Origin of the sequence: Nostoc sp. (assembly GCF_036917195.1) — a bacterium.
Lineage (GTDB): Bacteria > Cyanobacteriota > Cyanobacteriia > Cyanobacteriales > Nostocaceae > Nostoc.
In genome coordinates this window covers 53,677-75,582 of sequence record NZ_JBALDG010000038.1, presented here as the reverse complement: position 1 = coordinate 75,582, position 21,906 = coordinate 53,677, and the positions used below count along the sequence as shown (strand labels likewise).

The 21,906-nt window shown below is 41.2% G+C and carries 13 protein-coding genes and 2 pseudogenes; 9 read left to right on the top strand and 6 right to left on the bottom strand.

Going from position 1 to position 21,906, the window contains the following annotated elements:
* Positions 1 to 190 precede the first annotated feature (190 nt).
* The 6 genes and pseudogenes from V7K40_RS13445 (at position 191) to V7K40_RS13420 (ending at position 9,282) form a co-directional block, all read left to right on the top strand.
* Positions 191 to 541: a histidine triad nucleotide-binding protein gene (locus tag V7K40_RS13445; RefSeq protein ID WP_298912072.1), complete on the top strand. Its 351-nt coding sequence runs from the start codon at positions 191 to 193 to the stop codon at positions 539 to 541.
* 107 nt (positions 542 to 648) lie between these two features.
* Positions 649 to 853: pseudogene (locus V7K40_RS13440) on the top strand (photosystem II q(b) protein); the annotation flags it as partial.
* A gap of 284 nt (positions 854 to 1,137) precedes the next feature.
* The gene (gene aroC / locus V7K40_RS13435) at positions 1,138 to 2,226 is read left to right on the top strand and encodes a chorismate synthase (RefSeq protein WP_334960280.1); all 1,089 of its coding nucleotides are present in this window, start codon (positions 1,138 to 1,140) and stop codon (positions 2,224 to 2,226) included.
* A gap of 251 nt (positions 2,227 to 2,477) precedes the next feature.
* Positions 2,478 to 3,938: pseudogene (locus tag V7K40_RS13430) on the top strand (AAA family ATPase); the annotation flags it as partial.
* A gap of 57 nt (positions 3,939 to 3,995) precedes the next feature.
* On the top strand, positions 3,996 to 7,811 hold the full coding sequence (locus tag V7K40_RS13425; RefSeq protein WP_334960305.1) for an ATP-binding protein: 3,816 nt from the start codon (positions 3,996 to 3,998) through the stop codon (positions 7,809 to 7,811).
* Between the two features lie 34 nt (positions 7,812 to 7,845).
* On the top strand, positions 7,846 to 9,282 hold the full coding sequence (locus V7K40_RS13420; protein ID WP_334960278.1) for an ATP-binding protein: 1,437 nt from the start codon (positions 7,846 to 7,848) through the stop codon (positions 9,280 to 9,282).
* A 223-nt stretch (positions 9,283 to 9,505) separates the two neighbouring features.
* On the opposite strand, the gene V7K40_RS13415 is transcribed toward V7K40_RS13420, so the two are convergent.
* Positions 9,506 to 9,802 (bottom strand): DUF3288 family protein, encoded by a 297-nt coding sequence (locus tag V7K40_RS13415; protein ID WP_334721299.1) that lies wholly within the window; start codon positions 9,800 to 9,802, stop codon positions 9,506 to 9,508.
* Positions 9,803 to 10,163: 361 nt separating this feature from the next.
* Between V7K40_RS13415 and V7K40_RS13410 the strand changes: the two genes are divergently transcribed.
* Positions 10,164 to 12,617, top strand: a complete 2,454-nt coding sequence (locus V7K40_RS13410) for an ATP-dependent Clp protease ATP-binding subunit (RefSeq protein WP_334960276.1) — start codon at positions 10,164 to 10,166, stop codon at positions 12,615 to 12,617.
* Between the two features lie 417 nt (positions 12,618 to 13,034).
* On the opposite strand, the gene V7K40_RS13405 is transcribed toward V7K40_RS13410, so the two are convergent.
* The 4 genes from V7K40_RS13405 to V7K40_RS13390 form a co-directional block, all read right to left on the bottom strand.
* Positions 13,035 to 14,126: an AI-2E family transporter gene (locus V7K40_RS13405; RefSeq protein WP_334960303.1), complete on the bottom strand. Its 1,092-nt coding sequence runs from the start codon at positions 14,124 to 14,126 to the stop codon at positions 13,035 to 13,037.
* 119 nt (positions 14,127 to 14,245) lie between these two features.
* Positions 14,246 to 15,679: a bifunctional orotidine-5'-phosphate decarboxylase/orotate phosphoribosyltransferase gene (locus V7K40_RS13400; RefSeq protein ID WP_334960274.1), complete on the bottom strand. Its 1,434-nt coding sequence runs from the start codon at positions 15,677 to 15,679 to the stop codon at positions 14,246 to 14,248.
* A 70-nt stretch (positions 15,680 to 15,749) separates the two neighbouring features.
* On the bottom strand, positions 15,750 to 16,349 hold the full coding sequence (locus V7K40_RS13395) for a cytochrome b/b6 domain-containing protein (protein ID WP_334960272.1): 600 nt from the start codon (positions 16,347 to 16,349) through the stop codon (positions 15,750 to 15,752).
* Positions 16,350 to 16,891: 542 nt separating this feature from the next.
* Complete coding sequence (locus V7K40_RS13390) at positions 16,892 to 18,442, bottom strand: PAS domain-containing sensor histidine kinase (RefSeq protein WP_334960270.1); 1,551 nt, start codon at positions 18,440 to 18,442, stop codon at positions 16,892 to 16,894.
* Positions 18,443 to 19,018: 576 nt separating this feature from the next.
* Here V7K40_RS13390 and V7K40_RS13385 point away from each other — a divergent pair.
* Together V7K40_RS13385 and V7K40_RS13380 are read left to right on the top strand one after the other, a co-directional pair.
* On the top strand, positions 19,019 to 20,428 hold the full coding sequence (locus V7K40_RS13385; protein ID WP_334960269.1) for an AAA-like domain-containing protein: 1,410 nt from the start codon (positions 19,019 to 19,021) through the stop codon (positions 20,426 to 20,428).
* Positions 20,429 to 20,550: 122 nt separating this feature from the next.
* The gene (locus V7K40_RS13380) at positions 20,551 to 20,823 is read left to right on the top strand and encodes a type II toxin-antitoxin system HicB family antitoxin (protein ID WP_334960267.1); all 273 of its coding nucleotides are present in this window, start codon (positions 20,551 to 20,553) and stop codon (positions 20,821 to 20,823) included.
* A 664-nt stretch (positions 20,824 to 21,487) separates the two neighbouring features.
* Here V7K40_RS13380 and V7K40_RS13375 read toward each other — a convergent pair.
* Complete coding sequence (locus V7K40_RS13375; protein WP_334960265.1) at positions 21,488 to 21,655, bottom strand: hypothetical protein; 168 nt, start codon at positions 21,653 to 21,655, stop codon at positions 21,488 to 21,490.
* Positions 21,656 to 21,906 lie beyond the last annotated feature (251 nt).

Here is a 21,906-nt window from a genome sequence, read left to right as displayed (position 1 = left end):
AACCTTTAATATCATGTCCGCTTAAAGACTTATCATTTAAACTGACGCCCTGAGTTGTCTGAGTGCCAGCTTCCGGCGTTGGCGCAGCCCGTCGCAGGCATCAGAACTTGGAGAAACGCAAAGACATTTTAATGACAAATGATTTACCGGACTAATATAAAATCTCTAGCAGATGAGTAGGTAGATTGGCATGAGTGAAGCTACAGAAACGATTTTCAGCAAAATCATTCGTCGGGAAATTCCCGCTGATATTGTTTATGAGGATAATTTGGCCCTAGCATTCAAAGATATCCATCCCCAAGCACCCGTTCACATCCTCGTCATTCCCAAAAAACCCATTGCGACACTAGCTGATGCTCAATCTGAGGATCATGCTCTGTTGGGGCATCTTTTCTTAACCGCCAAACGTGTTGCCGAAGAAGCTGGACTGAAAAATGGTTATCGAGTTGTGATCAACACTGGTGATGACGGCGGCCAAACAGTCGATCACTTACATGTGCATATTTTGGGAGGACGGCAGTTGAGCTGGCCCCCTGGTTGATAAAACTAGATGAATTGCGTCTCTAGACGCGGTTCATCACTAAAAAAATCACTATCATAATCAATAGCGATCTAATATTTCTTTACAAATCTCAATTTTGCTTCTAATTCTTAGCAGCATAGCTTGTAATCGGCATCTGGTTCACCGCCTTGGGTGTAAGCTACAATGGCGTTCAACTTGAACCGTTTCAACTTCAACTAATCAATCATTGATTCAGAAGGTCGTGTGATTGCGACTTGGGCAGATATAATCAACCGGGCTAACTTGGGTATGGAAGTAATGCACGAGCGCAATGTTCACAACTTCCCCTAAAATTTAGCTGCTGGTGATTTTGCTCCTGTGGTTCTTACTGCTCCTGCTATCAACGGTTAAATAGTAAAGATTAGCTAAATCAAAAAGCGCTCTCCCAAATTGGGAGGGCGCTTTTAATTTAAGTTAGCAACAGATGAGGTATTTACCAATATAGAGTTGGATAAGAACTTAGAGACACTGTTGGATAAATACTAGAAAATAGCGAAAAATTCTACAAGAGCAAAAACAAACTTTTGCAAGAACTCTAGGTAGAATACATAAGCCTCACCTTTTTCCTCAAAATCATGGGCAACACTTTTGGTCATCTATTTCGCATCAGTACTTTTGGCGAGTCTCACGGCGGCGGTGTGGGGGTTGTGATTGATGGTTGTCCTCCACAACTAGAAATTTCGGCAGAAGAAATTCAAGCAGAACTAGATAGAAGGCGTCCCGGACAAAGTAAAATTACGACCCCTCGCAAAGAAGCGGATACCTGCGAGATTTTATCAGGGGTATTTGAAGGTAAAACATTAGGAACGCCTATAGCAATTTTGGTACGTAATCAAGATACTCGTCCCCAAGATTACGACGAGATGGCAAAGAAGTATCGGCCTTCTCACGCGGATGCAACTTATGATGCAAAATATGGCATTCGCAATTGGCAAGGTGGGGGTAGGTCGTCAGCGCGTGAGACAATTGGAAGAGTAGCAGCAGGTGCGATCGCTAAAAAAATTCTCCGTCAAGTCGCCAATGTTGAAATTATCGCTTACGTTAAGCGCATCAAAGACTTGGAAGGTGTAGTTGATCCAAATACTGTCACCTTAGAACAAGTGGAAAGCAATATCGTCCGCTGTCCCGATTCGGAATGCAGCGATCGCATGATTGAATTAATTGAACAAACTGGTAGACAAGGTGATTCTATCGGCGGTGTAGTAGAATGTGTGGCACGAAATCTGCCCAAAGGTTTGGGCGAACCAGTATTTGATAAATTAGAAGCTGATATCGCTAAGGGTGTCATGTCTCTCCCTGCTAGCAAAGGCTTTGAAATTGGTTCCGGTTTTGGGGGAACGCTGCTAACGGGAATTGAGCATAACGACGAATTTTATATTGATCAAAATGGTGAAATCCGCACATTAACAAATCGTTCTGGTGGTATTCAAGGGGGAATTTCCAACGGGGAAAATATCATTTTGCGAGTTGCATTTAAGCCGACAGCAACAATTAGAAAAGAGCAGAAAACTGTAACTCATGAGGGCGAAGAAACGCTATTAGCAGCGAAAGGACGCCATGATCCTTGTGTATTACCGCGTGCAGTTCCAATGGTTGAGGCAATGGTGGCCTTGGTACTGTGTGACCATTTGTTACGGTATTATGGGCAGTGTAAGGTTTTGTAGGTACACAAAAATTTTAAATAAAAGTAGGGTGTGTTATGCCGTAGGCTAATGCACCTTGAATTGTTGATATTGCCGTACTCTCGGAGATAACGCACCATACATTTAAAATTATTAACATAGCCTGAAATATTGACGCCAACTTACTTAATCTAAAACGTTTTCTGCGATTACGATAGCGCTGCTGATGGGTACACTAACTCTAACAAAGTAACTGGGATAGCATTAACCCACTTTTGAGGAGTACCCAAACTATGCTCACGCTTTCCGGCTATCAAATTATTGACCAAATCTACCAAAGCAGCAACTCTCTGATATATCGAGGCTACCGGGAAGCGGATAACCAACCTGTAATTCTCAAAACCCTGCGAGATGCTTATCCCTCGCCAGAACGCATTGCTTGTTACCAGCGCGAATATGACATTACCCACAATCTCCATTTCACAGGAGTTGTCCAAGTTTACGCCTGGGAAACTCACCAACAACGACCAGTTTTAGTGTTGGAAGACTTTGGTGGTAGTTCTTTAACTGAATTGCAGTTAGCTGGAGAAATAGAGTTAGAGCAGTTTCTCCAGTTGGCTATTTCTATCGTCGAAAGCCTTAGACAAATCCACTCTGTTAATATTATCCACAAAGATATTAATCCCTCAAATATTGTCTTTAACCCCAATACCAGACAGGTCAAAATCATTGATTTTGGTATTTCTACTGTTCTGTCACGAGAAACCCAACTATTCAAAAATCCCAATGTCCTAGAAGGCACTATTACATACATTTCTCCTGAGCAAACGGGGCGAATGAATCGGGCGATTGACTATCGCAGTGATTTCTACTCTTTAGGAGGAACTTTCTATAAGTTACTAACAGGAGAAGTACCGTTTCAAGGGGATGATACCTTAGCGCTGATTCATTGCCATATTGCTAAACAACCATTTTTAGGGGATAGGGTACAGGGGACTCTTAATAGGAAAGAGATTCCCCAAGTCCTCTGTGATATTGTGATGAAATTGATGGCAAAGAATGCTGAAGACCGCTATCAATCTGCTTATGGTATTCAGGCAGATTTAGAACAATGCTTGCATCAACTCCAAATTAATGGGAATATCCATGTCTTTCCATTGGGTAGCCAGGATGTCTCTGATAGATTTATTATTCCCCAAAAACTCTATGGACGGGAAGCAGAACTTGAAACGCTATTGGCGGCTTTTGATCGCGTCAGTAATGGCACTAGTGAATTGATGTTGGTTGCAGGCTATTCTGGAGTAGGTAAATCAGCTTTAGTGAATTAGGTTCATAAACCTATTACAGCTAAACGCGGTAATTTTATTGCGGGTAAATATGACCAGTACCAAAAAAATATTCCCTACTTTGCCATTTCTCAAGCGTTCAATGATCTGTGTAATCAATTATTGACTGAAAGTGAATATGTCTTACAGCAATGGCAAGAAAAGATATCAGCTGCTGTTGGGAATAATGGACAGGTTTTAATTGATGTTATTCCCAATTTAAAATTGGTGATTGGCGAACAATCTCCTGTAACTCAGGTAGGTGGACAAGAAGCCCAAAACCGTTTTAATTTGGTCTTTAAAAACTTTATCAAGGCTATTTGTCAGGCTGAACATCCCCTAGTTTTGTTCATTGATGACTTGCAATGGGCTGATAGTGCCTCACTGAAATTGCTCAAGATTATTTTAAGCGATCGCAACATTCAAAATTTACTCATCATCGGAGCTTATCGAGATAATGAAGTAGATGTAGTTCATCCATTGGTGATGACTTTAAACAAGATTGAGAAGCAGGGAGGAGCTATATCCAAGATTCATCTAAAAAACCTGACTATAAAGGATGTAAATACTTTAATTGCAAAAGCATTGTCCTGTTCAACTATATTTAGTCAGGCATTAACTAATTTGGTTTTTGAGAAAACTCAGGGAAATGCCTTCTTTACCACTGAATTTTTCAAATCTCTCTATACAGAAACATTACTCAGCTTTGACTATACACAAAAAAAGTGGTATTGGGATTTAGAGCAGATTCAAGCCAAGGACATTACCCATAATGTTGTGGAGTTAATGACCAGTAAAATTGTCAATTTGGCAGAGGATACTCAAAAGGTTTTGCACTTAGCTGCTTGTATTGGGAATAACTTTGATTTATCTACCTTGGCAGTGATTTCTCAGCAATCAGCGAAGCAGGTTTTAGACTATTTATTACCAGCACTAAAAGAAGGTTTAATTGTCCCTGCAAATAATCAATATCATCTGATAACTTTCAGGGATAATAAAAAAGCTGGTAAAGCTAATTGTAAATTCCAGCACGATCGCGTGCAACAAGCGGCTTATTCTCTGATTCCAGAAGCGCAAAAAAAAGAAACCCATCTGAAAATCGGGCGACTGATGTTGAGCAATATATCAGCAGCAGAGCAAGAAGATAAAATTTTTGAAATTGTTAACCAATTAAATATTGGTGCAGAGTTAATTAACACTCAAAACGAACAGGAGCAATTAGTCAAGTTGAATTTATTAGCAGGACGTAAAGCCAAAGCTGCAACGGCTTACGAGGCTGCTATGGGATATTTTTCACTGGGCAGTAAATTACTAGCAGCAGACTCTTGGAAAACAAACTATGACCTCACATTAAAGTTATTTGAGTCAGCAGCAGAAGCAGCACTTCTGTGTAGTGACTTCACACAAATGAATAGATGGGTAGAAGAGGTACTGCAACACGCTAAAACTTTGTTAAACAAGGTGAAAGTTTATGAGATTAAAATCACAGCCCTTACACTTGAGAGCAAGTTGCAGGCAGCTACCAAAACGGGTCTAGAAGTGCTACAAGCTTTGGGAATTAACTTTCCCTCTTCTTTGAGTCCCTTAGAACTGAGCAAAGTGCTAGAGCAAACAGCAATTCATTTGGCAGGAAGGGAAGTTGCTCAGGTGTTCAACTTACCTCAAATGCAGTCATATCAACAACTAGCAGCGATGCAAATTATTTCCAGCATCATGTCACCTGCTTTTCGGGGAGGACATGAGGTACTCCCATTCCTGGTTTTAGAGATGGTGAATTTATCTCTGGAACATGGCAATACGGCACTATCAACAATTGGTTATGTGATGTACGGTTTAATTCTCTGTGGAGCCTTAGCAGAGATTCCATTGGGTTATCAATTTGGTCAACTTGCTTTGAGCCTGTTAGAGCTTTACGATGCTCAATATCTCGAATGTCATATCAATTTTGTTTTTAATGTTAGTATCTGCCATTGGCAAGAACCAGTCCAGAAAACCATCAAGTCCTTAAAAGAAGCCTATCAAATTGGTAGAGACCGAGGAGATATACAATTTTCCGGTCTTTGTGCTGTTTATGATAGCGTGCATTCCTGGGGGTGTGGAGAAAACCTGGTAGAAGTTGAACGGCAAATTGCTAGCTACCATCATACCTTCCGTCAAGTCCAAAACAAAATGGCTCTTGAGTATCTAGCTATTCATTGGCAATTAACTTTAAATCTGCTAGGAACAACTGAAAATACTTGTCTTTTAAGTGGGCCAGCTTATCAAGAGGAGCAAATGCTACCCTGGCATGAGCAAGCTAGCGATCGCACCGGTCTGGCACATTTATATTGCTCGAAGCTGGTTCTGTGTTATCTTTTCCAAGACTTCCCGCAAGCCGCAGCCAATGCCCAAGAGTTAGAAAAGTATCTAAATGGAGTAGTAGGAACCATAATCGTACCACTTTTCAATTTCTACGATTCTCTGACGGCCTTAGCTTTATATTCTGATGCTCTCCCATTAGCACAAGTAGGCTTATTAGAAAAAGTAACAGTCAATCAAGCCCAAATGCAGAAATGGGCACACCACGCTCCGATGAATTTATTGCATAAATTTTATTTAGTGGAAGCTGAACGGCATCGTGTCTTAAGGCAAAAAGCAGAGGCAATTGAGATGTACGAGCGCGCGATCGCTAACGCTACAGTTCATGAATATCTCAACGAACAAGCCCTTGCCAATGAACTCGCTGGCAGGTTTTATCTCCAATGGGGTAAAGACAGAATTGCTCAAGACTATCTGCTCAACGCCTATTATGCCTACATTCGCTGGGGAGCTAAAGCAAAAGTAGAACATTTAGAAAAATGCTATCCGCAATTTTTTACCCAAGCCGAAATAAACTCTCAATTTCTAACCTCTAAAACCATCTCTACCAGTAGCACCCGATCAAATTCTTTAGACTTAAACAGCTTCCTCAAAGCGTCTCACGTTCTGGGGCGAGAAATTAAACTCGATACTTTACTGACCAAACTAATGACAATCGTCATCGAAAATGCTGGGGCAGAAAAGGGTTATTTATTTCTCAACCAACAGGGAGAATGGCAGATTGAAGCATCAGGAACAATTGACTCAGATGCAGTTAAAGTTAAAGAAGCGATGTCTACAACGGGCTACACCATCGAAACCCTCAGTGAACCAGTAGTGTCTAATGCCATTGTTGATTACGTTATTCGTACTAAAGATAGTGTTGTATTACACGATGCTGCTAATAAAGGCAACTTCACTCGTGATTCTTACATTCATCAACAGCAACCCAAATCTATTTTGTGTTTTCCCCTACTCAATCAAGGCAAATTGATTGGGATTGTCTATTTGGAAAATAATCTCACAACAGGAGCCTTTACCGCAGAGCGGATGGAAGTTTTAAATCTGCTTTCCTCCCAAGCTGCTATCTCTATTGAAAATGCTACCCTATACAATACTTTAGAACAAAAGGTAGCAGAACGAACTCAACAATTGTCTCAAACCCTAGAAGACCTTAAAACTACCCAGAAGCAACTTGTGGAATCTGAGAAAATGGCGGCTTTGGGTGGTCTTGTGGCTGGAGTAGCCCATGAAATCAATACTCCTGTCGGCACTAGTATCACCGTCGCTTCTACCCTAGCTGACGAAACCCGTTGGTTTATTACAGCTATCGAACAAGGGCAATTAAAGCGTTCAGTTTTAAACAACTATTTGGAAATCACCAAGGAAAGTACTGAGTTGATTCTTAGCAATCTAAATCGTGCCGGCGAATTGGTGCAAAGCTTCAAGCAAGTAGCTGTGGATCAGACTAGTTTGGAACAGCGGACATTTGTAGTCAAGCAGTATTTGGAAGAAATTGTCTCCAGTTTAACTCCCAAACTCAAACAAGCTTCCCATACCCTGACTGTGACAGGCGATGAAACTGTAACCATTGACAGCTATCCTGGGGCTTTGGCACAAATTCTCACCAACTTAGTCATGAATTCCCTAAATCATGCCTATCAACCTCACGAATCAGGGCAGTTGCGTATTGAGGTGAAACAACAAGGCGATGTCTACGACGGGCTACGCCAACGCGTTGTGATTCAATATAGCGATGATGGTTGCGGCATTCCACCAGAAAACTTAAACAAAATTTTTGAGCCTTTCTTTACCACCGCTAGACAGCAGGGAGGCAGTGGTTTAGGTCTGCACATTGTCTACAACTTGGTCACTCAAAAGCTACAAGGGACTATTGATGTTAACAGCGCAGTAGAAAAGGGAACTCTATTTATAGTGACACTACCTCTGTCTACGAACTATTAAGTTTTCTTGTTCTTTTTAACAAAGTTGGTTGACAATGCTTAACGATCCCCATATATCTCTCTCACTAACAGACGATGAAGTATTTGTGTTTGAAGATGATGAAGAGCCGATAAGTAATAAAACTCAATTAACTCCATTGGAGGTAGTCCCTCAGGCACAAGAGACTTCTGAAGGGTGGAAAATGATGATTGTGGACGATGATTTTGAAGTCCACCAGGCGACTAAGCTAGCTTTGAGAAGTTTTACCTTTGAAGACAAACCTTTAACTTTCCTCTCTGCTTTTTCGGGAACAGAAGCCAAAAAGCTGATTGCAGTCCACCCAGATACCGCATTTATTTTATTAGATGTGGTTATGGAAACCAATGATGCTGGGTTAAGAGTAATTCAGTACATTCGGGAGGAGTTGAAAAATCAGATTGTGCGGGTGATTCTACGCACAGGACAACCAGGAGATGCGCCAGAGGAATCGGTGATTTTGAACTATGACATCAATGATTATAAGCTGAAGGTAGAACTGACTCGCCAAAAGTTAATTACAAGTGTGATCGCTGCTTTAAGGTCATACCGCGATTTAATCACCATAGAACAACAAGCAGCACAATTAGCTCAAGCATTGCACGACCTGCAACAGATACAATACAGTCTCGTGCAAAAGGAAAAAATGTCGGCACTGGGTAATCTCGTTACAGCTATTGCCCACGAGATTAATAACCCGATTAACTTTATTGCAGGTAATATGAAACCTGCTCAAGAATATATTCACGACTTGTTGGCACTAATCGACCTTTATCGGCAAACCTTTCCTGATCCGGGAGGAGAAATAGAGGAAGCGATCGCCACAATCGATTTAGACTATCTCCAAGAAGATTTACCTAAACTCATCTCTTCCCTAAAAGAAGGTAGCGATCGCATCCGTGGTATTAGCGCCAGTCTTCGCACCTTCTCCAGGGGAGACAGCGATCACAAAGTTCCTTTTAATATTCATGAAGGCATTGAAAGTACATTACTCATCCTGAAGCATCGATTAAAAGCCAATGAGCATTATCCTGCCATTGATATAGTCAAAGATTATGGGGAAATACCTCAATTAGAATGCTTCCCTGGACAACTCAACCAAGTGTTTATGAATCTCATCGCCAACGCCATTGATGCTTTGGAAGAATCTAACAAGGAGCGTAGTTTACAACAAATCACAGACAATCCCAATCGCATCACAATTGTTACCACATTATCTGAAGATCGGCATCATGTCTTGATCCGAATTCAAGATAATGGCATGGGAATGTCCGAAAATGTCAAGCAAAAACTGTTTGGTTACTTATTCACCACCAAGGGAGTAGGGAAAGGTACAGGTTTGGGATTAACGATTTCCCGTCAGATTGTGGAAGAAAAACATGGTGGACAACTCACAGTGACATCGGAATTAGGCAAAGGCACAGAATTAGCGATCGCCATTCCAATGGAAAGTTAAAAGACGCGATTAATCGGCTCTGTACAGGAGTTAGGAGTGCAAGGAAATAACTAATGCCCAATACAACTCTTGGAGAGGCTGCGCCCTAAGCGTAGCTATGCCGCAGGCTTTACGACGCCGCTACAACTCTTGGAGAGGCTGCGCCCTAAGCGTAGCTATGCCGCAGGCTTTACGACTACGCTCAGTACAAGTCAGGGCAAGCTCAGTATAAGTGCCCAATGCCCTAATTCCAATCTTGCTCGTCCTTTTTACCGCGACTTTTGTAAATTCCCCCCAAATCGTGAATTTTGCGAGTTTTCTCAAAAAGCTCGGCTTCGGTCAAACCCCACTGCTGCAACACTTTATCTAGGTCTTTTTTAATATCTCTCGCCCCTGGAAACCCTTGATAACGCATTTGCAGTCTAGCTAATTCTGCTAAGTTATAGTCTGTGGCCTGTTGAGCAAGTAAGATATCAATAAGAGGGCGATCGCGGTTATAAAGAGGATGTTGTTGGTCTTTACCTCCCGTTGCTTCAGTCATGATGAGTCCTAAGTGTCGTTAGCGGATACCTATGGTTTAGCCCGTGCTAAACTCCTGAGTTTTTAGTTTAGCCCAGAGCAGAGGAGTATAGTAGGCAAAGGAAATCACTAAACACAGAAAGTTTAATTGTTAAATATACGACTACTCACTTCTTAACTATTCTACTCAGCACTCAGCATCTCAGCACTCAGCACTCAAAACTGTTACAGACGGCAACTACACCTGAGGTCTTACGGCTCTCACCACTGCCACTTAACTTTAAATAAAGTTACATTAGTCCTTAAGAAAATACAAAAAACTTTAGATGAGGGTGAATTTTATCTCACCCAAAGTCCAAGCAGCGAGGGAGCAAGAACCCATTATGTTTGAACACTTCACTTCCGAAGCCATTAGAGTAATTATGTTAGCTCAGGAGGAAGCACGTCGCCTGGGACACAACTTCGTAGGAACTGAACAAATTCTCCTGGGTTTAATGGGAGAAGGAACTGGGGTTGCTGCTAAAGTGCTGGCCGAGTTAGGCGTTACCCTCAAAGACGCACGTCGCGAGGTAGAAAAAATTATTGGTAGGGGTTCTGGCTTTGTACCACCAGAAATTCCTTTTACCCCCAAGGTGAAAAGCCTGTTTGAGCAATCGTTTAAAGAAGCTCATAGTCTGGGACAGAATTACATTAATACTGAACACTTACTCTTAGGATTGACCGAAGCTGGTGAAGGTGTTGCCGCCAAAGTACTGCAAAATCTTGGGGTTGACTTCAAGAGTGTCCGCAGTGCCATAGTTCGCCGTTTGGGTGAAAATGCACCAGCTTTCGCTGGTAGTGGTAATCAAAAGCGCACCCAACCGCTAACGATGGAAGAGTTTGGTAGAAATTTGACCAAACTAGCGCAAGAAGGCAAACTCGACCCCGTAGTTGGTCGCCAGAAGGAAATTGAGCGGGCGATCCAAATTCTTGGTCGCCGCACTAAGAATAACCCAGTGTTGATTGGAGAACCAGGAGTTGGTAAAACTGCGATCGCAGAAGGTCTAGCTCAACGGATTATCAACCAGGATGTTCCTGAAAGTTTGCAAGACAAGCAAGTTATCAGCCTCGATATGGGGTCATTGGTAGCTGGAACTCGCTTCCGTGGCGATTTTGAAGAACGCATCAAAAAAGTCGTGGAAGAAGTCCGCACTGTAGGCAATATCATCTTGGTGATTGACGAAATTCACACCTTGGTTGGCGCTGGTGGTACAGAAGGTGGCTTGGATGCAGCTAACATCCTCAAACCTGCCTTAGCACGGGGCGAACTCCAGTGCATCGGCGCAACTACCCTTGATGAGTATCGTAAGCATATCGAGCGCGATGCCGCCCTAGAGCGTCGTTTCCAACCGATTATGGTCGGGGAACCCTCAGTAGAGGAAACCATACAAATTCTCCACGGCTTGCGCGGCGCTTATGAACAGCACCACAAAGTCACAATTTTAGATGCGGCACTTGTAGCAGCAGCACAATTATCAGACCGCTATATTAGCGATCGCTTCTTGCCCGACAAGGCAATAGACTTAATTGATGAAGCTGGTTCTCGCGTTCGTCTGCGGAACTCTCAGAGTTCTCCGAATAAAGAACTCAAGCGTGAACTCGCTGGCGTTACCAAAGCTAAAGAAGCAGCAGTCAGAGTCCAAGATTTTGACAAAGCTGGAAACCTGCGTGACCAAGAGTTAGAACTGGCAGAACAACTGCAAGCAACATTTACACAAAACGATCAACCTGTCAACTCCACCGTCGTTGACGAAGAAGACATCGCCCAAATCGTTGCCTCTTGGACTGGCGTACCAGTTAACAAGCTTACTGAATCTGAGTCCGAGTTGCTGCTGCACCTAGAAGACACTCTGCATCAACGGCTCATCGGTCAAGAGCAAGCAGTTTCGGCTGTATCTCGCGGTATTCGTCGCGCCCGTGTCGGCTTAAAAAATCCCAATCGTCCTATTGCTAGCTTTATCTTCTCTGGGCCTACTGGAGTTGGTAAAACAGAATTGGCGAAGGCACTAGCTGCCTATTTCTTCGGTTCGGAAGACTCGATGATTCGCCTAGATATGTCCGAATACATGGAAAGCCACACCGTCGCCAAGCTAATTGGTTCGCCTCCTGGTTATGTGGGATACGACGAAGGCGGACAACTAACAGAAGCCGTGCGGCGGAAACCTTACACAGTGTTGCTATTCGACGAAATCGAAAAAGCTCACCCCGATATATTCAATATGCTGCTGCAAATCTTGGATGACGGTCAACTTACTGATTCCAAAGGTCGGAAAGTTGACTTCAAGAACACGCTGATCATTTTGACTTCCAACATCGGTTCCAAGGTGATTGAAAAAGGTGGTAGTGGTTTAGGCTTTGACTTCGACACTCAAGCTGATGCTAGTTATAATCGCATCCGCACCCTGGTAAATGAGGAATTGAAAGCTTACTTCCGTCCTGAGTTCCTTAACCGTCTCGATGAAATTATCGTCTTCACCCAGCTTTCTAAGGATGAAGTTAAGCAAATCGCTGAGATTATGCTTCGTGAAGTTTCTAAGCGGTTAACGGAAAAGGGAATTATCTTAGAAGTTAGCGATCGCTTCAAAGAGCTTATAGTACAAGAAGGCTATAACCCCAGCTACGGCGCTAGGCCATTACGTCGGGCAATTATGCGCCTTTTAGAAGATTCTCTCGCCGAAGCACTGCTGTCTGGTCAAATTACAGATGGAGACACAGCGATTATCGATGTTGATGATGACTCTCAGGTGAGAGTACAAAAATCAGAAAAACGAGAATTGCTCTTGGCAAATGTTGGCTAATTTTATACCTAATCACTTTTTGCTGTAATATTTGAGAAACACTTCAGCCCTCCGGGTTCGCCAGTCGCTCATGGGGGAAATCCCCTTGGCGCTAGCCTCTCCCTTTGGGAGAAGACCGCGCTGGCTCACCTCTTATTTAAGTAGAGGCGTAAGCAGGGGCATCTCCGGCAAACATAGAGTGAAATGGTATTATATCTTTCACCCCTGGTATTTCTACCAGGGGTTTTTTTTTGCAATTTTTTTTTGGATGTAACACAACGTGAGTTTTACGAATCGGATGGTGTCCACCTAGTTAATCGAATCAAAAGACCTCTCCTTGCCTTGAACTTTAGTTCAAGTATGTGCCTTTGGAACTCCCAAAGGCACAGGTTTTACGTAGTAAAACCTGAGAGAGGCGAAAATGGCTGATTGATTCTGTCATGACTCTTTTGCCAGCAATTCTGATGCTAATTCACTCTTAACTACATCCTCAGAATCACCAGATTTAGAAAAACCATCTGCTACATCTTTGATAAAACCAGCTACAGGTACCGCGACTAATAAACCCAAAACTCCGCCAAAATTGGTTCCTACAAGCAAAGCAATTAACACCCATATTGGTCTAATGCCTGTAAATTTGCCTAAAAGACGTGGTGCGATCGCCTGATCAATTAACTGATCAATGACAACAGCTACCGCAGCAATCTTCACTGCTAGCCAAAAGTCGTGTGTGGCTATTATTAAAGTTATTACAACAAGACTGACGACATCACCAAAGGGAATTAAGCTCAAAATCCCAACTGCCAAACCAAAGAGTAAACCAAACTGGACTTGAAAACTTAAAAACAATAATGTTATAGAAACTCCCATCAGCAAAGCCAAAGTTACCTGACCAATCAAGTAATTTTGGAAGTTTTGCTGAATAGACTGGCTTATCTCCTGAGCAAAATTTCCAGGTAACTTCTTAAATATTCCCTGCCAAATTCTTGGCCCATCTAACAACAGATAAAAAGTCACGACTACTGTGATTAATGACTCAGAAACACTATCAATAGTATCTATAATAATGCTTAAAAGTTTATCTGAAAAAAACTCTAATTCATTGGGCAATTTGTTGGTTATTTGTGTTAATAACTGACTTAAATTTACATTTAATTTGTGCCTAGAAAACCAATCATTTACAATCTGAAGTTTTTCTTCGCTAGAATCAATCCATTGGGGAAGGACTTTAACCATCTCATGAAATTGATCTAAAACAATGGGAACCAAAGTGATACCTAGAGCAACAACAATTAACAATGCTAATATAAAAACTAATGCTACTGCATAGCTACGTTTAACTCCCCGCTGTTGGAGAATCGAAACAGGATAGTTTAAAACGAATGCAAGCAAAGTAGCTAAGATAATAATTGTAACGACAGGTTGAAAACTTTTAACAAGCAAAAATGCTAGCCAACCATTGAGAAAGACTAGAGGAAATAGCAGTGTCAAAATTAACCATTTAACTAGTTGATTGAGTGAAAAATTCATCATCAATTTAAAAATCAAAATTATTCTAGTTACTACATTGAAGCTGAAAATTAAATATGCTCAAGGGGAAGTAGATGAGAAAAATCTTTCCCCATTCTCAATTTTCGGTTATTTGAGGACTAAATTTCAGCAAAAGCTAAAAATTGCTCCTCATTTATCCGTCCTGCTTGATACAGAGTATTAGTAATTTCAGAAATAGTTAAAACCGCATGACCACGATAACCATTTTGCTGTAACCTATCTTTCACCCCTTGTTCATGGTCGATAAATACCACAATATCATTAACATTTAATCCTGCTGATTCCAACTTTTCAGCTCCTTCCATGACACTTTTGCCGCTGATGAGAATATCATCAACTACCACAACCGTTTCGCCAGGATGAAAGTTACCCTCAATTACTCTCCGAGTTCCGTGGGCCTTCACCTCTTTACGAGGGAAAATCATCGGACAATTAAGACGCAAAGATAAACCAGTAGCAGTTGGTAAAGAACCATAGGGAATACCTGCTAACCTATCAAAATTCAGGTTCTTCAAAATATCTTCATAGGCAGTGATAACTTGATTAAAAACTTGGGGATTGGAAATAATTTTGCGTAAGTCGATGTAATAAGGAAATATAGCTCCTGATGCTTGGACAAAGCTGCCAAACATAATGCACTCAATATCATAAAGTTGTAAAATCAAATCCTGTTGGGGATGCTGATTTAGCAAACAAACATCGGGAAACCAAACAGAACAAGTGGAATTTTCATAAATAATTTCAGTTTTTATTTGATTAATTTCTGCGCGTAAAGACTGGATTTCCTGAGATAATTTTGGTTTTCCCAACATATCTTGAGGAACAGGAATTAGCAAACCATCACCGTTAGTATTCAAGCCCGCTTCTAAAATTTGCTTCAGATTTAGTCCCTCCGCCCAGATGCTACGCGCCATAATAATTCGTTCCGGCGCGATCGCTCGAATAAGTGCTAAAACTTCAGGTTTTGTAGTTCCCACTTCTAAACCCAATTGTTCTGGAGTTCCCCAGGTTTTTGATTCTTTTACCACCTGTAAATAAAGCGGTGATTCGTTTGAAGGATATTGCTGTATAGCTTCTGCGCTTGGATTAGAAGTACAGCATAAAATAAACACAGCTTTATCAGGATATACCAAAAAAGGTGCTACATGATCTTGTCCTGTATAGGGATTAAGAGTAATTGCATCTACCTGCCATTCTGCAAACACAGTTTGGGCAAAGATGGTACTAGTATTTAAGTCACTGTGTTTGGCATCTAAAATAACTGGGATGTGGGCAGGAATAGCTGCTAAAGTTTTGTGCAACAGTTCTAAACCAGGAATACCTAATGCTTCATAAAAGCCAAGTGTCGGTTTATAGGCACAAACGAAATCAGAAGTTTCAGCAATAATGAATTGTAACCACTTCTCCAAACCAGCGAGGAGTTCGTCAGATTCATAATCCACAGGCATCATCTCTGGATTTGGATCAAGTCCTACAAACAGTAAGCTTTGATTTTGCAAGATATTACGATTCAATTTATCAAAAAAGTTCATATTTTTTGTTTAAAAAAGAGTTATTAGTTATTAGTCTTTGCGTCTTTGCATTTCACTTACCATAGTTCCTTTACAAAAACATCGATTCTGTTAGTTGAGTGCCTCCAGCCTTACGTCCTAATAGAGAGTGAATCACTCCAAATAGAATAACCATCGGTACTGAGCTAAAGTGGACAATTCGCAATGCTTGCCAACTGCCAAACAGATCCACAATCCAGGGAAATTGAGCAGGTTTATACATTCCTATTCCTGTAAATAACGCCAGCAGCAAGATAGGAATAATTGCTGTATAAGTAATACGATGCCAAGCATAAATTAGGCGCTGGTAATTTTTACTTTTTTGTAATGCTTTGAAGTCATTGGCACTTACAAACCGATGTCGCCAGCGTCGGGTAATTAAAACGTAAATTCCATACCATAGGAGATTCAGGGAGAATAGCCACATTGCTGCAAAATGCCAGTGTCTACCTCCTGCAAGCCAACCTCCTAAAGTAAATATCGGAGGAATGTGCAAACCTGCACGTCCACCAAAAACAGGGTTGGCGTTGTAAATTTGTAGTCCACTGGTAAGCATGATAAACAGACTAATGATGTTACAGGAGTGGAAAATTTTGGCTCCTATTGCTTGAGTGGGTGGCTTTCGAGTTTGAGAAGAAACAGTCGAAGTCATAGATTTTGACTGATAAAATTTGGTGTTTATCTGTCTTGGGTGAATCGCCTAGATAGTCTGGGGGTGGGCATTACTCACTTTTATTTTCCCATCCGATGATTCAGTATTTTGACATTGATGGTCTACCATCTTCTGTTTTAAATGTCAGTTTTAGATATGGTTAGGGTTTTTCTAAGAGGATGTCAGAAAAAAAGATATTTTATCCAGTGTATCCCTAATGGTGATCAACCAATTAGACTGATATGAAGGAAACTTAGTCATTATCTACGCTCATCAATGGCTGAAGCGTTTTTCATCGGATCAACCATTGCAGCAGTATACACTGATAATTAGTGCGATGCCTACGGCGGGTTATGCCTATGCGGTGATTATGGCAAAAAGTATACTAATGGCTTGTGCTGTAATTTAAGTGTGAAAAAGACAAGACCAAATTTATCGAACTCAGGTATTGTTAATGCATTGACTTGCATTGTGAATACGACAGCCGCCTTGTTAATGCATCGGCTTGCAAAAATTAATACCTCGTGCCCAAGGTTAATTAGTTAAAAGCTGGCGTGTTTTCTAATCATGGCATAGTGTTTAGCTGTGGTATTCATTTCAATGACTAACTCTGTGCCTTGACCTAATTGAGAATTACACTTAAGTTTACCTTGATGTTTTTCAACTATAATTTCCCGACTAATTGATAGTCCTAGTCCCTTCCCTTTACCGATTGGTTTGGTTGTGAAAAATGGTTCAAATATCTGTCTTTGGATATGGGGAAGTATGCCTTGACCATTATCAGAAATGCGAATGATAACTTTGTGTTTTTTTCCTAGTATTTTGTCATGTACCCAAAGTTCATTACTATTTACTAATGATAAATGATTACTAATAATTTCTGTATGAATAAAAAGAGTTGGAGTAAAAGAATAATCATGTTTTATCCTTTCTTCTAAGGCATCAATGGCGTTAATCAAGATGTTCATGAATACCTGATTTAGATCACCAGGGTAACACTCGATTAAGGGCAATTCCGCAAAGTTTTTAATGACTTCAATCCTTGGTCTATCAGGCTGTTCTTTCAGACGATGTTGCAAAATCCTCAGAACACTATCAAGTCCTTCATGCAGGTCAACCTTTTTCATTTGACCTTCGTCAGAGGTCGAAAAATTCCGCAAGGCGAAAACAATTTCTTTGATGCGCTCAGATCCGGCTCGCATTGACCACAGCAATTTCAAAAAGTCTGTCTTCACAAAACCAAGGTCGAGGCGTTGCAAATGTAAGGCGATGACTGGGGTCGGTGTGGGATAGTAATGTTGGTAAAGTTCAATGACTCTGATTAAGTCTTCAGCATATTGACTTGCAAGATGGAGATTGCCATAGATGAAGCTAACGGGGTTGTTAATTTCGTTAGCCATATCCGCCACCAGTTGACCGAGGTTAGCCATTTTCTGGTTCTGCAATAACTGCTTTTGGGTATGTTTGAGTTCTTCAAGGGTAGTTTCTAGCTGCTGTGATTTTTCCCTAACTTGGTCTTCGGTAGACTGGCGTTGGACAATTTCTCTTTGGAGTTGTTCAAATAGTTGATATTGTTGAGTAGCGATCGCCTTATCCTGACTAATATCCTTGTGCGTCCCCGCCATCCGCACTGGTTTACCGAATTCATCCCACTGAAATACTCTCCCACAAGCCAGAATCCACTTCCACTCACCGGATTTAGTCAACATTCTGAATTCAACTTCAAATACGGGTGTGCATCCTTCGAGATAATCGTGCAATACCTGATGAATTCCTGGTAAATCTTGTGGATGTACAAGTTGCTCAAAGGATTTATGGTCGTGATCGATTTCCTCTACTTCATACCCCAGAATGCCCTTCCACCGGGGATCATAATAGGTTTTATTGGTGATCAGATTCCAATCCCACAATCCCAAGCCATTGGCTATTAATGCCATTTGTAAGGCGGCTTGTGAGCATTGACAAGGATCTAAATTTTCTTGAGATAAGTCTTTTTGTCCTTTTTGCAGTGGCTGTGATTCTGGGAAACTCTGGGAATCTTGTACTGAAAGTGGAGCTTCCGGTTCATGGGTAGTGGGTTCTTCGATATGCATAGCTGCTGGTACGATGAGGAAGATATCCTGTAGCTCTCTCTACGCTGTCTTAGCACCCTGACGATCCAGTTATGGACAAATCGTCTACTTGGTTGATTAGGCTGTAACTTAGGTCAGAGATGTATCAGCCCAGATGATCAATTTGGATGGAATTTAGAAAAAGGTAAACAGACGAATGTAACCGCTGTTGCGATCGCCGTGGCCATTTTTTAGAAAAAATAGCTACATTGTGTGCATCTACATTCTAAGATATGTCTAAAAAAAGTAGTTCAAATCACATATAATCACCTAAAAACTCGAAAAATTTTGTAAAAAAAATTTTATGATTAAGTCACGTAAAATATTTGCGGATACAGAAAAATTCTTAAGCCTGGTTTGTAGCTTTTTTGGTAATACCGATTACCTGTGAGGTTGCATAGAACAATTTGCTCAAGCCCCCTGTGTCACCAAGCCTGATTTTGTGCAGTTTTATAAATAATTGGTATAAAAACTAACTGCTACTCACACAAAGTAGGCTACATTGAGTTCCAAAGAATAATGTTGTGAGAACATGTCATGCTGTAGAGCCGATGAGTAATGACTATAGATGAAGCAGTACTGCTGCTAAAAGCCAGTCAAGCAAAGGGTTTAACAACGCTCCAAGAGATCGTATTGCGTTCTTCCTGGGAAGGAAAAACCTATACCAATATAGCCAATGAAGCTGACTACGGCGAGGAACGTGTCAGGAAAGTTGCTGCTCATTTATGGCAAGTACTGAGTGATTTTTGCAAAGAACCTATAGATCAATCCAACTTCCGCCAGACTCTAGAAAATCACCATCTTAGCAAAGCCCATCAGCAGTTAGTTAAGGAATTCAACAAAGCAGCTACGGCTATATCCTTAGAATTTCCTAGTGGGCCAGTATCCCTTAATTCCCGATTCTACATCCCTCGTTTGCCAATTGAGGAACTCGCCTACGCAGAAATAGCTGAACCTGGGAGTGTCATTTGCATCAAAGCGCCTAGAAAGATGGGGAAAAGCTCTCTGATTTTGCGGTTGCTTACACGCGCTAACAATCAAGGTTTTCGCACCGCAACCTTGAACTTTCAGCAAGTAGATAAAGCAGTATTTGCCAATTTAGATAAGTTTTTGCGCTGGTTCTGTGCCAATGTCTGTCGGGAGTTACAGCTAGAACCAAAACTGAATGATTATTGGGATGAAGATATGGGTAGCAAAGTGAGTTGCTCTATCTATTTCCAACAGTATTTACTCTCGGCGCTGGAAAGTCCCCTTGTGTTGGTATTGAATGATGTGGATTGGGTGTTTAAATATCAGGAAATTGCTGGAGAATTACTATCACTAATCCGAACTTGGCATGAACGGGCCAAAGGCGTAGAAATTTGGCAAAAACTGCACCTGGTTCTAGTTTACTCAACTGAAATACTTGTTTCCATAAAACAGACTCAATCGCCATTTAATATTGGTTTGCGAATAAATTTACCTCCTTTTACGAAAGAGCAAGTGCAGGATTTAGCACAACGTCACGGCTTGGATTGGACAGATGGTAAAGATGCTGAGAGTTTGATGGCAATGGTGGGAGGATATCCTTATTTAGTGCGATTGGCTTTTTATCACCTTGTGGGTAAAGGGGGACTAGAAGGGGATTTAGAACAGCTATTGCAACAAGCACCCACAGAAACAGGAATTTATCACGAGTATTTAAGGCAGTATGTCTTAACGCTACAAGATCAGCCAGATTTGGGAGATGCTTTATCTGAAGTGATTAATGCTACAAATTCTGTGAAATTAGAGCCAGCATTGGCATATAAATTACAAAGTATGGGGCTAATTAATTTAGAAGGCGATCGCAGTATTCCTGCGTGTGAATTATATCGTTTATATTTCCGACAATATCTGAAAACAAGTGCTCAGAATTCTGGTTGTAATTCAACAGCAACTTTTGACAGAAAGTTGAGAAGCGAAAAGGGATTTGATTTATTTGAGTAATGCTCATCTCTAAACCAGGCGATCGCCTGTAGATTTACACTTTAAACTAGAGCGTAGACGCTTCATCGGCGAAACACCATCATTTAACATAAGATTAAACTGGTAGCACAACGTGAGATTTCATGGTGATAAAGTTTATTCTGAGCGACTATGTTGACCGAGCGATTGCTCAGGCAATTTATGACAAGTTAGAAGATGGTACATTTGCAGGTAGAATTCCTGTTTGCAAAGGAGTGATAGCTTTTGCATCAACTTTGCGCGAGTGTGAGGATGAATTACGCTCAACACTGGAAGACTGGATTTTGCTTGGGCTAAAGCTGGGACATTCTCTACCAATAATTGATAACATTGACCTCAACAAGGAGCCGACTCTTGAGCCGATGGATACCCTGTAAGCGTCGGGATTTTGTGAAGAAATTACGACGGATTGGGTTTGAGGGCCTTATTCTGGAACAAAACATCAATTTATGGTTTAGGCGCAACATCGCCTAACTATTCCCTCTAATGATGAGTATTCTGTACCGCAATTGCGGGTGATGATTGGGGAAGTTGAGGTTATTCTAGAGCGGGAAATTACGCTAGAAGAATGGAATAGCTTTTAAGATTTGCAGACAAGCGATGTCTACGACGGGCTACGCCTACGCAAGGTTTCGGCTCAATGATATACCAAAAAAAATGCGTGAATTACCCAAATGAGTAAGCAAACTGGGGTTTGAGTAAGCAAAAGCTGCTTTTGCTTGCGGAAAACACCAAAATGAGTAAGCAAAAGCTGCTTTTGAGAAAGTAAAACCTGCTTTTGCTTGCGGAAAACACTAAAATGAGTAAGCAAAAGCTGCTTTTGAGAAAGTAAAACCTGCTTTTGCTTGCGGAAAACACCAAAATGAGAAAGTAAAAGCTGCTTTTGAGAAAGCAAAAGCTCATTTTGAGTAAGTAAAATGGCATGGTGCAACGCGAAAAAGTGCGATGTGGTGAAGAGGACAGGGAATGCAGGGGATGCAAAACTTGTAGAGACGCGATTCATTGCGTCTTGTACTTATCCGTTTTGTGCGTTTTGTGAATTTATCCAAATCCAGGGAATACGATCGCCCCTAGTAAAACAAATATTGTAAACAGGACGGAAATGCGATCGCTTTTTTGATTGCCGTGATTCATCCCGTCTTTACATAGTGGAAATAATTCCGAGTTTTTTGGGTTGGCAATTACATAAATGCAAGGCAATACTTGCATAAGTTTTTGTATCAATTAAAGTAATGATGAATAATTACGATCCTCAGACAATATATTATCAATAACCCAATCAATTGGTAACGCGATCGCCAACAACCACCCCATTAACCATCCGATTAACCCTTGTAGAGACGCGATGAATCGCGTCTTATACTTGTGGGTTTTATAGGTTTTGTGCGTTTTATGCGTTTTATGCGTTTTGTAAATTTATCAAAATCCAGTTAAGAATATTCAAAGGTAGGGTTGAGCCT